The sequence below is a fragment of the Arthrobacter sp. CG_A4 genome (assembly GCF_035985125.1).
Lineage (GTDB): Bacteria > Actinomycetota > Actinomycetes > Actinomycetales > Micrococcaceae > Arthrobacter.
On sequence record NZ_JAXCID010000003.1, the window covers coordinates 1 to 12,663 of the forward strand.

The 12,663-nt window shown below is 67.8% G+C and carries 14 protein-coding genes and 1 pseudogene; 9 read left to right on the forward strand and 6 right to left on the reverse strand.

Going from position 1 to position 12,663, the window contains the following annotated elements; genetic code table 11:
* Positions 1–421: 421 nt before the first annotated feature.
* The 3 genes from RCH07_RS02005 to RCH07_RS02015 form a co-directional block, all read right to left on the reverse strand.
* Positions 422–1,216: a GAF and ANTAR domain-containing protein gene (locus tag RCH07_RS02005; RefSeq protein ID WP_326965795.1), complete on the reverse strand. Its 795-nt coding sequence runs from the start codon at positions 1,214–1,216 to the stop codon at positions 422–424.
* A 125-nt stretch (positions 1,217–1,341) separates the two neighbouring features.
* Complete coding sequence (gene pyrE, locus RCH07_RS02010; RefSeq protein WP_326965796.1) at positions 1,342–1,926, reverse strand: orotate phosphoribosyltransferase; 585 nt, start codon at positions 1,924–1,926, stop codon at positions 1,342–1,344.
* A gap of 91 nt (positions 1,927–2,017) precedes the next feature.
* Positions 2,018–3,274: an FAD-dependent oxidoreductase gene (locus RCH07_RS02015; RefSeq protein ID WP_326965797.1), complete on the reverse strand. Its 1,257-nt coding sequence runs from the start codon at positions 3,272–3,274 to the stop codon at positions 2,018–2,020.
* 218 nt (positions 3,275–3,492) lie between these two features.
* Here RCH07_RS02015 and nadE point away from each other — a divergent pair, with 218 nt between their 5' ends.
* Positions 3,493–4,314, forward strand: a complete 822-nt coding sequence (gene nadE / locus RCH07_RS02020) for an ammonia-dependent NAD(+) synthetase (protein ID WP_326965798.1) — start codon at positions 3,493–3,495, stop codon at positions 4,312–4,314.
* 161 nt (positions 4,315–4,475) lie between these two features.
* On the opposite strand, the gene RCH07_RS02025 is transcribed toward nadE, so the two are convergent.
* Positions 4,476–5,264 (reverse strand): IclR family transcriptional regulator, encoded by a 789-nt coding sequence (locus RCH07_RS02025; protein WP_326965799.1) that lies wholly within the window; start codon positions 5,262–5,264, stop codon positions 4,476–4,478.
* A 199-nt stretch (positions 5,265–5,463) separates the two neighbouring features.
* Here RCH07_RS02025 and RCH07_RS02030 point away from each other — a divergent pair, with 199 nt between their 5' ends.
* Genes RCH07_RS02030 through RCH07_RS02040 form a run of 3 tightly spaced genes read left to right on the forward strand, consistent with a single transcriptional unit; the run spans position 5,464 to position 8,123 of the window.
* Positions 5,464–6,225 carry a CoA transferase subunit A gene (locus tag RCH07_RS02030; protein WP_326965800.1) on the forward strand — a complete coding sequence of 254 codons (762 nt, stop codon included), beginning with the start codon at positions 5,464–5,466 and terminating at the stop codon, positions 6,223–6,225.
* Between the two features lie 33 nt (positions 6,226–6,258).
* Positions 6,259–6,930: a CoA transferase subunit B gene (locus RCH07_RS02035; RefSeq protein WP_326965801.1), complete on the forward strand. Its 672-nt coding sequence runs from the start codon at positions 6,259–6,261 to the stop codon at positions 6,928–6,930.
* Positions 6,927–8,123 (forward strand): acetyl-CoA acetyltransferase, encoded by a 1,197-nt coding sequence (locus RCH07_RS02040; protein ID WP_326965802.1) that lies wholly within the window; start codon positions 6,927–6,929, stop codon positions 8,121–8,123. The genes RCH07_RS02035 and RCH07_RS02040 overlap by 4 nt, the downstream gene beginning before the upstream one ends.
* An 83-nt stretch (positions 8,124–8,206) precedes the next feature.
* Here RCH07_RS02040 and RCH07_RS02045 read toward each other — a convergent pair whose 3' ends face one another.
* Together RCH07_RS02045 and RCH07_RS02050 are read right to left on the reverse strand one after the other, a co-directional pair.
* Positions 8,207–8,938 carry an ankyrin repeat domain-containing protein gene (locus RCH07_RS02045; RefSeq protein WP_326965803.1) on the reverse strand — a complete coding sequence of 244 codons (732 nt, stop codon included), beginning with the start codon at positions 8,936–8,938 and terminating at the stop codon, positions 8,207–8,209.
* Between the two features lie 9 nt (positions 8,939–8,947).
* Positions 8,948–9,526 carry a GlcG/HbpS family heme-binding protein gene (locus RCH07_RS02050; RefSeq protein WP_326965804.1) on the reverse strand — a complete coding sequence of 193 codons (579 nt, stop codon included), beginning with the start codon at positions 9,524–9,526 and terminating at the stop codon, positions 8,948–8,950.
* 204 nt (positions 9,527–9,730) lie between these two features.
* Between RCH07_RS02050 and RCH07_RS02055 the strand changes: the two genes are divergently transcribed.
* The 5 genes and pseudogenes from RCH07_RS02055 to RCH07_RS02075 all read left to right on the forward strand — a co-directional run bounded on the left by RCH07_RS02055 (position 9,731) and on the right by RCH07_RS02075 (position 12,657).
* The gene (locus RCH07_RS02055) at positions 9,731–10,927 is read left to right on the forward strand and encodes a histidine kinase (RefSeq protein ID WP_326965805.1); all 1,197 of its coding nucleotides are present in this window, start codon (positions 9,731–9,733) and stop codon (positions 10,925–10,927) included.
* Positions 10,924–11,550 (forward strand): response regulator transcription factor, encoded by a 627-nt coding sequence (locus tag RCH07_RS02060; RefSeq protein WP_326965806.1) that lies wholly within the window; start codon positions 10,924–10,926, stop codon positions 11,548–11,550. Before RCH07_RS02055 ends, RCH07_RS02060 begins: the two co-directional genes overlap by 4 nt.
* A 15-nt stretch (positions 11,551–11,565) precedes the next feature.
* A pseudogene (locus tag RCH07_RS02065) lies at positions 11,566–11,679 on the forward strand (IMP dehydrogenase); the annotation flags it as partial.
* 245 nt (positions 11,680–11,924) lie between these two features.
* Positions 11,925–12,128 (forward strand): cold-shock protein, encoded by a 204-nt coding sequence (locus RCH07_RS02070; RefSeq protein ID WP_013599688.1) that lies wholly within the window; start codon positions 11,925–11,927, stop codon positions 12,126–12,128.
* 430 nt (positions 12,129–12,558) lie between these two features.
* Complete coding sequence (locus tag RCH07_RS02075; RefSeq protein WP_326965807.1) at positions 12,559–12,657, forward strand: potassium-transporting ATPase subunit F; 99 nt, start codon at positions 12,559–12,561, stop codon at positions 12,655–12,657.
* Positions 12,658–12,663 lie beyond the last annotated feature (6 nt).

Below are 12,663 nucleotides of genomic sequence, written 5' to 3' on the forward strand. Positions count from 1 at the left end.
TTCCAAAGAATTTAGTGGCTACAAATGTTGATACAAAAGTGGTCCTTCCCCCGGATTCCAGAAGGAAAACGAGGAAAGGACCAACGTAACTTCAGACTAATGGTGATGTGGGAGGTTATCCCCATCCGGCGGACACGCTGGATAGTCCGCATCAGCGCGGGCCGGGTGTCCTGCGTGAGGCTCCCGCGGACGTCAATCCGGACGGCATCCGAGGCGATGTCGAGTTTGACATGGGCTAGCAGTGTCTGGTCCATAGGTACTCCAAAAGAGGGGTGACTATGGCCGGCGGCTCAACCTCGTTGAGTTTAACTGCAGGAATCGGCGGGGCACAAGTCATCCCGCCGCGACCGGATCTGGAGTCGGGATCGGCAATACCTGATCAGCAGCGCGGGATCCGCATTACCGGATCAGCAGCGCGGGATCAGTGTGGCTCCGGGCGACCCGGCTCTTCGAAGTGCGTCCGCGTCGCCGCGCCGCCCACGGACTGGACCAGCGACTTCGCAATATCGCGCAGTTTCAAGTTGCCGTTACTGGACGCATCGGTGAGGATCCTGACGGCGGTTTCCTGGTCACAGCGGTTCTGCGCCATGATAATCCCGACCGCCATGTCGATGACCGTCCGGGATTCGAGCGTGGCCCGGAGGTTCGTGGCGCTGTCCGTGTGCAGGGAGATGCGGACAGCCAGCCTCAGCGCCTGCGAGATTTCGCGGGTGTATCCCCGGGCGCGGGCGGCCACGTCGCCGTCGAACTTGTGCGGCGCCTCCGAGTACAGGTTCAGGGCGGCCTGGGCTTCGCCCTGAAGGTGGAACGGCACTGACAGCACCGAGCGCAGCCCGTGCGAGGCGACGGCTCCGGCGTACTCGGGACCCCAGCGGTTTTCTGCCACAAGGTCCGGAACATAGACTTCGCGTTCTTCCTTGGCCGCGGTCAGGCACGGGCCCTGGGACAGCGAGTACTGGATCTCATCCACTTCGCGGGCGTGGTTGCTGCTCCAGCCGATCGTTGCAGCCTTGCGGTCCCGCAGCAGGGTGATGCCGCACAGCGCGTCGTCGCGTGAGCCTGCCACCTGGTGGGCGGAAAATCGTGCAAGTTCGTTGAGAAACTCCTCGAAATCCGCGCTGTCCAGGATGAGGTTCTGGATCTGATCCACAGTACTCAACGACGGGTCGGCGCCCGCAGGAGCGCCGGCGGTGAGGATTGGATCGGGCGGGAGCATGGCGAGGGTTCTCCAGATGCGGTAGGAGCGGGTTAGCCAAAGGATAGGTCACACTTCGAAACCAGTCCATATGCCGCGGGCCGGCCCGCCCCGAACCGGCCCTGTGGCGGACCGCGGGGTGGCGCCTAGCTGAGGCCGAGTTCGACCTTGCCGAAGACGAAGAGATAGGGAACACCCGCCGCCGCTTCGATCCTTTCCTTGGCACCGGTGTCACGGTCCACGATCACGGCGACGGCGACGACGTTGCCACCGGCCTTGCGGACGCCCTCGACCGCGGTCAGCGCGGAGCCGCCGGTGGTGGAGGTATCCTCCAGGACGAGGACCTTGCGGTCCAGCACGGAGGGGCCTTCGACCTGGCGGCCCATGCCATAGGACTTTTGCGCTTTGCGGACCACGAACGCATCCACGGGCCGGCCGGCATCGACGGCGGCGTGCATCACGGCGGTGCCCACCGGGTCGGCACCCATGGTGAGCCCGCCCGCGCACTCAAAGTCGATCCCGGCGTCGTCCAGCAGTGAAAGCATGACCTGGCCGACCAGCTTGGAAGCCTCGTGGTGCAGCGTGATCCGGCGCAGGTCGATGTAGTAGTCGGCCTCGGCTCCGCTGGAAAGGATGACCTTGCCGCGGACGATTGCCAGTTCTTTGATCAGTTCGAGCAGGCGGGCACGGGCAGCGGCAGTGTTCGACGCGGAGTCAAGGGTGGCAGTCATGGGACCCAGTTTAGTGGCTGGCCCGTACCGGCATCCGGCCGGGGCCGCAGGAGTCCGGCGGCTCGCCGGGGACTCCGGATCGCCGCCCGCCCTATCCGGCGCCGGGCCGCAGCTGCTGAGGAGTGCGCCGGGCGAACCCGGGCGCATGCTCGGGCCGCGGGCCGAAGGCGATGAAGCGGGGAACCACGCGGCCTGCCGCGGGGAGATGCCGTGCGAGGAACAGCAGGGCCGCCGGAGCGCCGGAGCGCTTTCCGGACATGATCGGCTCGAACAGCAGGCGGTGCATAGCGCGCTGGGCGGTCTGCACGACGACGGTGGGCATCCGCCGCCGTCGTTGCACCCTGGCCAGTTCCGCGCGGGACACCCGGCCGCGGAGAAGTGACGGGGCCAGGCAGTCCGCGGCGGCCACTGCGTCCTGGATGGCGAGGTTAATCCCCACCCCGCCGGCGGGCGACATCGCATGGGCCGCGTCCCCAATGCAGAGCAGCCCGTTGATGTGCCATTCGCGCAGCCGGTCCAGCCGGACGTCCAGCCAGTGCAGGTCCTCCAGTGAGGCGATGGCGTCGACACGGTCGGCGAAGTCCGGGCGGAGGGCCGCGATCCGCCGTCGGTATTCCTTGATGCCCTCGGCGCGGAGCCGGGCGTCGGTGCCTTTCGGGGCGAGGTAGCCCATCTGGAAGTAGTCGGTGCGGAACAGGGCCAGCAGCGCCTCACCGCGGCCGAATGCCGGCACGATTCCCGCCACCGCGCCGCGCTCCGAGGCGTAGCGCGGCAGCCGGAACCACCAGGTGTCGAACGGGACGGGATACGCCTTCGGCGCCAGGCCGGCCTCGCGGCGCAGAGTGGAATGCCGTCCGTCCGTGGCGATGACCAGATCCGCGCGGAGTTCACCCCCGGCGCCGTCCGCTGTCCGGTAGCGCACACCGGTGACGCGTCCGCCGTTCCGGACCAGCGCGGTGGCGGTGTGGCTCATCCGCAGGCTGAAGGAAGGCTCCTGGGCGGCGGCACCGGCGAGGAAGTTCAGGAAGTCCCATTGCGGCATCAGGGCGACGTAGTTGTAGGGTGCGGGCAACGAAGCGAAGTTGCCCATCGTCACAGGCGGGCCGCCGGGTACCGGAAAAGCAATGTTGGTCAGCCGGCTCTGCGGCAGCCGGCGGAACTCCTCGCCCAGGCCCAGCTCGTCGATCAGCCTGATTGTCGAAGCGTGGACGGTGTCGCCGCGGAAGTCCCGGAAGAAATCCGCGTGTTTTTCCAGCACCGTTACTTCCACCCCGGCCCGGGCCAGCAACAAGCCCAGCATCATCCCGGCCGGCCCGCCGCCCACCACCACACATCCCGTCGTCTCCATGCCCATACGCTACGCCCGTGCGGGGTGCCGCGGGAGGAGTCCTCCGCTGCGGGAAATTCCCGGCGCTGCGCGAAATTCCCGGCGCTGCGGGTATCCCGCGTAGCGTCGGGTAATTTGCGCAGCGAGGGGCCGAAAGCGCAGCGTCCGGCGCCGCTGGGCGGCCCCGCCTGCCGTGCAACAGTTGAGTCCGATTGACACGGCTGGCTAGGCTTTGAGTCATGCGTGAACTCCAGGCAAAGATCATCGAAGAAATGGGTGTGCAGCCCCGGATCGACCCCGCAGAGGAGGTGCGCAAACGCGTCACGTTCCTGAAGGACTATCTCAAGGCGACCCGCACCAAGGGGTTCGTCCTGGGAATTTCCGGCGGCCTCGATTCGTCCCTGGCCGGGCGGTTGGCCCAGCTGGCGGTCAATGAGCTCGAAGCGGAAGGGGTGGACGCGAACTTTGTGGCCGTCCGGCTCCCCTATGGTGTGCAGCACGACGAGCCCGACGCGCAGGCCGCCCTGGACTTCGTCGGTGCCGAGACGGAGTGGACGTTCAACATCGCCCCGGCCGTGGACGGATTCGAGCAGGAGTTCGAGAAGACCACCGGCAACCAGGTTACCGACTTCACCAAGGGCAACATGAAGGCCCGCTCCCGCATGATCGCGCAGTACGCGCTGGCCGGGGAGCACAACTACCTTGTGATCGGCACGGACCACGGCGCCGAGTCCGTGACCGGGTTCTTCACCAAGTTCGGCGACGGCGGGGCTGATGTGCTGCCGCTGTTCGGGCTCAACAAGCGCCAGAACCGCGCGCTCCTCGCCGAGCTGGGTGCCCCGGCCCGGGTCTGGGACAAGGTGCCCACCGCCGACCTGCTTGACGGCAAACCCGGGCGCACCGACGAGGACGAGCTCGGCCTCACGTACGACGAGATCGACGACTACCTTGAGGGCCGCGAGGTCCCGGATGAGGTTGCCGAGCTGATCGAGCAGAAATACTTCCGGACCCGCCACAAACGCACGGTCCCGGTCACCCTCCTCGACACCTGGTGGAAGTAACCGGCCCAAGGTCGCGCTCCATCCGGGAGTGTTACGCGTCGCAGTGTTCGGCCGTGTGGCATCTTTGGGCGTGACCAGGGCCGCCGGGGCCGGCGCGTCCGGAAGGACCCCGGGACGGCAGCCTGGGGTGAACCACGACGTCGAAACCCGCCGGGACCGCCCTACCGTCCGGCCTGCAGCAGGGTCGAGATCCGGTGCGCCTCGTCCATCAGCACCCGTCCCAGCTGTGCCCGGCGGTCCTCCCTGAAGCGCGACTCAATGCCGGTCAGCGACAGCGCCCAGGCCGGGCGGCCGCGCTGGTCGAAAACCGCGGCGCCCATCCCCCAACTGCCTTCCAGCACCAGCCCCGGGTTCACCGAATAGCCGGCCTGCCGCGTCGCTTCCAGATGGGCGCGGACCAGCGGCCCGGTGTGGGCCGCCGCGAATCTGCCCGCGTGGGTGGCCCAGCCCGCCAGCAGCTCCTCCTGCTCCGCCCCGGGCAAGAACGCCATGATGGCCGTCCCCGCGGACGCGACTCCCAGCGGAAAGCGGACGCCCTCGTGCAGCACGAACGACCGCACCGGAAAGCTGCCTTCCTCCCGGAGCAGGCACACCGTTTCCGCGCCGCGCCGGATGGAGAAGAAGGCGCTTTCGCCGGTCTCCTCGGCGAGCCGGCGCAGGCTTGGCCGCGCAATATCCTCGAGCGGGAAGCGCGCCGAGGCCACGGAACCCATCAGCAGGATTTCAGGCCCCAGCACCCAGTGGCCGCTGCCCGGATCCTGGTCCAGCAGGCCCTCGGCCGCCAGGGATGACAGCAGCCGGTGCACGGTGGGGCGGGTCAGCCCGGATTCCCGGACCAGCTCCACCAGCGGGGAGCCCTCCGGCTTCCGCCCGACGATGCGCAGCAGGGATGCGACGCGGCTGACCACCTGGGCGCCCTGAACCGGCGAATGGACCGTTGCTGAATTCATCGGCTTCTCCCATATATGCTTCATGAAATATCCAAAATATCCACATTGTGGACATCAACCAGCTTACTGTCCACACTGTATTATCTCGATACTAGAGGCCGAAGTCGCCCGTTGACAGCCCCCTTTTAGGCACCGTAGGCTCCAAGCTCAGAAGGACAGTCCACAAAGTGGATTGCTGCGAGCTCAATGAGGAGATCCAATGTCAAAGCTGAAATCCGGGGCGGCCGCCGCGCTGCAGGACGTGCTGTGGGACGGTATGACGCTCGCCGTCGGCGGCTTTGGCCTCAGCGGCATCCCGGCGGACCTGATCGAGGCCGTCCGCGATTCGGGCGTGAAGGACCTCACGGTGGTGTCCAACAACATGGGCGTCGACGGCAAGGGCCTCGGTGTGCTGATTGAAGCCGGCCAGGTCCGCAAGGTCATTGCCTCCTACGTGGGCGAGAACAAGCTCTTCGCCGAGCAGTACCTCGCGGGCAACCTGGAAGTGGAGTTCACCCCGCAGGGCACTCTGGCAGAGCGCCTCCGCGCCGGCGGCGCCGGCATTCCAGCGTTCTACACGAAGACCGGCGTCGGCACCCTCGTCGCCGAAGGCAAGCCGCTCGCGGAGTTCGACGGCGAGACGTATCTCCTGGAACGGGCCATCAGGGCCGACGTCGCCCTGGTCCACGCGCACACCGCCGACACCGACGGGAACCTGATCTACCGCTACACCGCGCAAAACTTCAACCCGGTGGTCGCCACCGCCGGCGCCGTCACCGTCGCGGAGGCCGAGGTCATCGTCGAACCCGGCGCCCTCGACCCCAATCACATCATCACCCCCGGCGTCTTCGTCCAGCGCCTCGTCCAGGCCAGCGCCCGGGTCAAGGACATCGAACAGCGGACCGTCCGTCCCCGCAGCGGGGCAGCCGACCCAACGTCCGCCGTCGTACCGGCAGCGGCGCCCGCCGCAGTACCGGCCTGACCCGCCACCCCCACAAACCTGAGGAGAAACATCATGGCCTGGACCCGGAATGAAATGGCTGCCATCGCGGCCGAAGAACTCAACGACGGCGACTACGTCAACCTTGGCATCGGCATCCCCACGCTGGTCGCCAACAACCTGCCCGACGGCATCCGCGTGGTCCTGCAGAGCGAAAACGGCCTGCTCGGCATGGGCCCGTTCCCCTACGACGGCGAGGAGGACGCGGACCTCATCAACGCCGGCAAGCAGACCGTCACGGTTCTGCCCGGCGGCAGCATCTTCGACTCCGCCGCTTCCTTCGGCATGATCCGCGGCGGGCACGTCAAGGTCGCCATCCTGGGTGCCATGCAGGTCTCCGGCGACGGCGACCTCGCCAACTGGACCATCCCCGGCAAGATGGTCAAGGGCATGGGCGGCGCCATGGACCTCGTCGCCGGCACCCCGCGCGTCGTGGTCCTCACCGAGCACAACGCCAAGGACGGCACCGCCAAGATCGTGAAGGAATGCACGCTCCCGCTCACCGGCCTGAGCTGCGTGGACCGCATCATCAGCGACCTCGCGGTGTTCGACCTCGACAAGACGGACGACGGCGGGCGGAAGCTCACGCTCACCCGCCTTGCCCCCGGCGTCACCGTCGAGGACATCCGCGAAAAGACAGAGGCGGAGTTCGACGTCGCGCTTGAACTCGAAGAAGCCACGGCATGAGTCTGCGCGAACAGTTCGGCAAAGATGTCCTGCTGACCGGCTGGGGCCACAGCCGTTTCGGCAAGCTCACGGACGAGACCCTCGAGTCCCTGATCGTCCAGGTGTCCACGGAGGCGATCGGCAACGCCGGGATCGAACCGGGCCAGATCGACGAAATCTACCTCGGCCAGTTCAACTCCGGCATGATGCCGCTGGCGTTCCCGTCCTCACTGGCCCTGCAGGTCTCGGAGCAGTTGGCCAACGTCCCGTCCACCCGGGTCGAGAACGCCTGTGCCTCCGGATCGGCCGCGTTCCAGCAAGGCGCCAAGTCGCTGCTGGCCTGCACCGCGAAGACCGTCCTGGTGATCGGCGCCGAAAAGATGACGCACGCCGGCGCCGATGTTGTGGGCGCGGCGCTGCTCGGCGCGGACTACGACATGGCCGGCCGGGCCTCCAGTACCGGCTTCACCGGGCTCTTTGCCGAGGTGGCCAAGCACTACGAGAAGCGCTATGGCGCTGGCGCAGGGAATCTCTCGGACGTCCTGGGCACCATCGCCGCGAAGAACCACCGCAACGGCGTGGACAACCCCTACGCCCAGCTCCGCAAGGACCTCGGCGAAGAGTTCTGCCGGACCGTCTCGGACAAGAACCCGATGGTGGCCGACCCGCTGCGCCGCACCGACTGCTCCCCCGTCTCCGACGGCGCCGCCGCGGTCGTGCTGAGCGTCGCCCCGACCGGCGGGGCCACCGCCCCGGTCCGGCTCGTTGGCTTCGGCCAGGCGAATGATTTCTTCCCGGCCGAACGCCGCGATCCCACCGCGTTCGCCGCGACGCGGGTCTCCTGGCAGCGGGCGCTGGGGATGGCCGGCGTCGGGCTTGAGGACCTGGACTTTGCCGAGGTGCATGACTGCTTCACTATCGCCGAGCTGCTGATGTACGAGGCGATGGGGTTGACCGACCCGGGGCAGGGAGCCCGCGCCGTCGAGGAGGGCTGGGTCTTCAAGGACGGCAAGCTGCCCGTCAACGTCTCCGGCGGGCTCAAAGCCAAGGGCCACCCCGTCGGCGCCACGGGTGTCTCGCAGCACGTCATCGCCGCGATGCAGCTCACCGGCACCGCCGGCGGCATGCAGTTGCCCACGGCCCGCCGCGCCGCCGTGCAGAACATGGGCGGCGTGGGCATCGCCAACTACGTCAGCGTCCTCGAAGCCCTCTAAAAACAACGCGGGGTCAGATACGGCCCATGAATGGTGCGTCGATGGGCCGTATCTGACCCCGCGTTGTTGGGTTTTCGGCGGGACTAGCGGCCCCGGATCAGTCCGGCAATCGCGCCGAAGCCCAGGCGCTCCGCATTCTCCAATGCGGTCCTCCCCTGCGGATCCCGGATATCGGGCGCGGCACCGGCGGCCAGGAGCTGCCGGACCACCTCCTGCTGCCGCGGGCCGCCGTCGTTGAGCAGAATGGCCTCCTGCAGGGCGGTCCAGCCCAGCTTGTTGACGTGGTTCACGGGAACGCCGGCGGCAATAAGGATCCGCACGGTGTCGACGTGGCCGTGCTCGGAGGCAGGGATGAGTGCAGTCCCGCCGAAGCGGTTGGTGCTGGCGACGTCCGCCCCGCTGGCCAGGGTCAACTGCAGGATCTCGTTGAATCCTTCGGCCCCGGCATAGAGGAACGCGGAGTCCTCGAGAGCGTCTTTCGCGTTCACATCGCCGCCGGCCCGGATCAGCCGGGCAACCAGGGCCAGATCGTTGCTTTTGGCGGCCCGGGCCAGACTCTGGTCTAGCTCCGCCTGAGCCTGCGCGGACAGCGGGACACGGCTGCTCGGAGCAGGCACCGGTGCTGCGGAGGACGACGACGGCGGGTCCGAGGTCGCGACGGCCGGCGCAGACTCCGGGCGCGTTGGCGGTCCGGCGTCCGTGCTGCAGCCGCTCAGCAGTGCTGCCGAGCCAACCACGAGGCCCAGGACTCCGGCCACAACTCCCGGCCGGCCGCGCCGGATTGATGCCCCGGGACCGATCCCGAACCTCGTCATGGACCGAGCTTACCGGGCCACTCCGGCGATGGCCTCGGCGCCGGCTGTGGCACAGGCTTCGTCCAGCGCACCGTCCGGAGCCCCGCCCACACCAATTCCGGCCACGGACACACCGTTGACCTTCAACGGGACGCCGCCGCCGAGGAAGAGGGTGCCGGGGAGATCCGCGATGCTTGGCCCGTTTCCGTTGATGCGCTTGGCGAGTTCGCTGGTGGGTGCCCCGAATGCCGCGGCCGTGTAGGCCTTCTGCTGCGCGGCTTCGATGGTGTGCTCAGCGGCATTGTCGCCCCGCAGCAAAGCCTGCACGGTGCCGAACCGGTCCACCAGCGCGACGGTAACGAACGGCAGTTTATCTGCCTGGCACTTCTCGAGGGCCGCCCGGACCGCGTCGGCCGACGCCCCCACGGTAATGCGGCTCTGGGCCACGACGACGGCGGGTGCCGGCGGGAGATCGACGGCGGGCACCGCCGCAGGGGCCGCCACCCCTGGCGCCGCCGGGACGCTGCCGGCGTTGGCCGCAGCTGCCAGCCCTCCGGTCAGGAGCAACACTCCGGCGGCTGCGGACACGATCCTGGTGGACTTCTTCATGGCATTCTCCTTGGTTGACGGTGCAGGGGGCTCGCCCCTCGGCGTCCTTCCATCCTTGCGCCTGGCTCCGGCCGCGGCATCCGGCCTTCGGCTTCGACCGGCTCACCCGTCGGGTCGGCCGGATCAGCCAAAGGGATGAGAGACCGCCAATGGCGGGGCCCCTAGCATGGTGGGTAGCACTTCATCCACCGGAACCGGACCCTTATGCCACCGCCAGCCCCAGCCCACTCCCCGGAAACTCCGGCTGCCGGTCCGCCCCCGCCGAAGGGCCGGTTCCGGCGAATTGATGCCGCGGTCCACCTGGGGTTTGCCGTTCTCCTGGTCGTGTCGGCATTGCGCTACCTGATGCGGCACAGCCCGGCGGACAATATCCCCATCCTCGGGCTCGCCGCGGCAGCGTTCGTCCTCTACTCGGTCATCGCTGTGTTGTCCCGGCGCCGGCGCCGGTGGGCGTTCTGGATGTTCATCCTCGTGGCAGTCTGGGCAATCCTCGTCATAGCGGCGCCCAGTTTTGCCTGGTGTTCTTTTGCGTTGTTCTTCCTCTGCCGCACCGCGTTTACCGGCGCCGTGGCCTACATCGCCGCGGGCGCAATTGCCGCCGCCACGGCGGCCGGGCTGTTCAGGCTCGGCAATGGCACCGATCTGGCGATGCTGCTGGGCCCGCTCGCCGTGGCGGCCATGCTGACGCTGATCTACGACCGCATCGAGAACGACGCCGCCGCGCAGCGCCGCCTGCACGCCGAAGTAGCTCTGGCCCAAAGCCGGCTCGCGGCCAGCGAGCGCCGGGCCGGAGCCATCGCCGAACGTGAGCGCGTGTCCCGCGAAATCCACGACACCGTGACGCAGGGGCTGGCAAGCAGCCTGCTGCTCCTTGAAGCGGCCAACCGCGCCTGGCCCCGCCCTTCCGCGAGGCAGGACGTCCGCCAGGCCAGCACCCTGCTCCGCCAGAACCTGTCGGAAACCCGCAGCCTGGTCCACGAACTCGCGTCCCCCGGGCTCGATGCCTCCCCTCTGCCCGAGGCCCTGCTCCAGGCCGCCACAGCGTATGTGGCCGCGGCCCGGCTGCTGGTCACCGGCGATCCGAGGCCCGTGCCACCGGTGGTCCGGCACACACTTTTACGCGTGGTTCAGAGCGCCGCGGCAAACATCAATCTCCATGCCGGGGCCGCGCACACGACGCTGACGCTCGGCTTCCTCCCGGACACCGTCACCTTGGACATTCACGACGACGGCGCCGGCTTTGATCCCGTGGCGGTGTCACCGCCGTCGGACGCCGGAGGCTACGGCCTGCGCGCCATGCGCCAGCGTGTCGAGCAGCTCGGCGGTGTATTCTCGGTCGAAAGCACCCCCGGCGAAGGGACCATCGTGGCCGCTCAACTTCCTGCCGGCGGGGAAGAATGAGCGCCATCACCGTACTTCTCGTGGACGACCACCTCGTGGTCCGGAGCGGGCTCAAGGCGCTCCTGGGAACGCAACCGGACATCGACGTCGTGGCTGAGGCCGCCACCGGCGAAGATGCCATGGTGAAAGCGGAGCAGCACTCCCCCGCCGTGGTGGTGATGGACCTGGCCATGGGCGAGGGCATGGACGGCATCGAGGCAATCAAACAACTCCGGCGGCGCAACGGCAAACAGGCGGTCCTGGTGTTCACCACCTATGACTCCGACGCCGACATCGTCCGGGCCGTGGATGCAGGGGCCATGGGGTACCTGCTCAAGGATGCCGCCCCGGAGGAGATTTTCGCGGCCGTTCGCGGCGCTGTCCAAGGCAAGAGCGTGATGAGCGCGCCGGTGGCCTCCCGGTTGTTTCAGCAGCTGCGCAATCCGGATGAGGTGCTGACGCCGCGCGAGGCCGAGCTGCTGAGCCTCCTCACAGTCGGGCTCAGTAACCGGGAACTCGGCCGGCGGCTGTTCATCTCGGAGGCAACGGTCAAGACCCATCTCGCCCACATCTACGCGAAGCTTGGTGTGGAGACCCGGGCTGCGGCCATCGCCACCGCCATCCGCCGGGAGGGCATGCGCTGAAGCAGCCCGGCTTCCGGGACCATCAATCCGGGCCGGGTCTTCGACGCTGTGATGCCGCTGGAGGACGCTCCGGAGGCTTACCGGGCGATGGACGAACGGCGCGCCATCAAGGTGCTGCTCACCCCCTGACCGGAGGTCCCCGGGGAACCCGCAGAGGCAGCCCGAGAGCATCCCGGCGTCGTTACGGATGGGGATTATCACCCGAACGGCTATCAATCGGCCCTGGCCACAGCTTCCAGCCGTGACGAAATCCCGCCGTCGGCCTCTTGCACCACAGCCCGCAGACCCGTACGTTGGGGGACAGCGGACGAATGTCTCCGCAGCCGTTGGCCCCAGGGCCGCCGGAGATCAGCAGCATTTCAGAAGGATATGGCATGGCTACAGGCACAGTTAAATGGTTCAACGCTGAAAAGGGTTTTGGCTTCATTGCCCCGGATGACGGGTCAGCCGACGTTTTCGCCCACTATTCGGCAATCGCCAGCAGCGGCTACCGCTCGCTGGATGAGAACCAGAAGGTCGAGTTCGACGTCACCCAGGGTCCGAAGGGCCCGCAGGCCGAGAACATCCGCCCGCTCTAAATACACCGGATAGCAGTTCCGGCCAGCCGGCCGGGACCCTGTCCCCCAAGACCACAAACGCCCCGCTCGAGGATTCCTCGGGAGGGGCGTTTGTTGTTGGCGGGCCAGTGCGCCCGGCCGGCGCCGGCGCGGCACATCACGGGCCACCAGGACGTGGTTCCCGTCCGCGGCGCGAGGCACGGCCGCGGCGTCAAGGATCCGTCAAGATCCGGCCCAACGGCGTTAAGGATCCATCAGTGCGGGCTCTTTCGCGGCTCCCGGGGGATTGACTGGACCCAGCCCCGGAATCGGGGCGCAGATGAAAGGAACGTGCAATGGCCGATGTGGCTGTCATCGGGATCCTCATGGTGTCCATGGGATTCGTGATGTGGGTTGGTCACCTCCTGACCGGTGTGGTCAGCGGGACCGGCGAACCATCGGAGACGGGTCAATGAGCGCCGATGCTGTGATGTGGCTGATCCTGCTGCTGGCGGGTCTAAGCCTCTTCGGCTACCTGCTCACTGCCCTGATCCGTCCCGGGAAGTGGTGAGCAGAC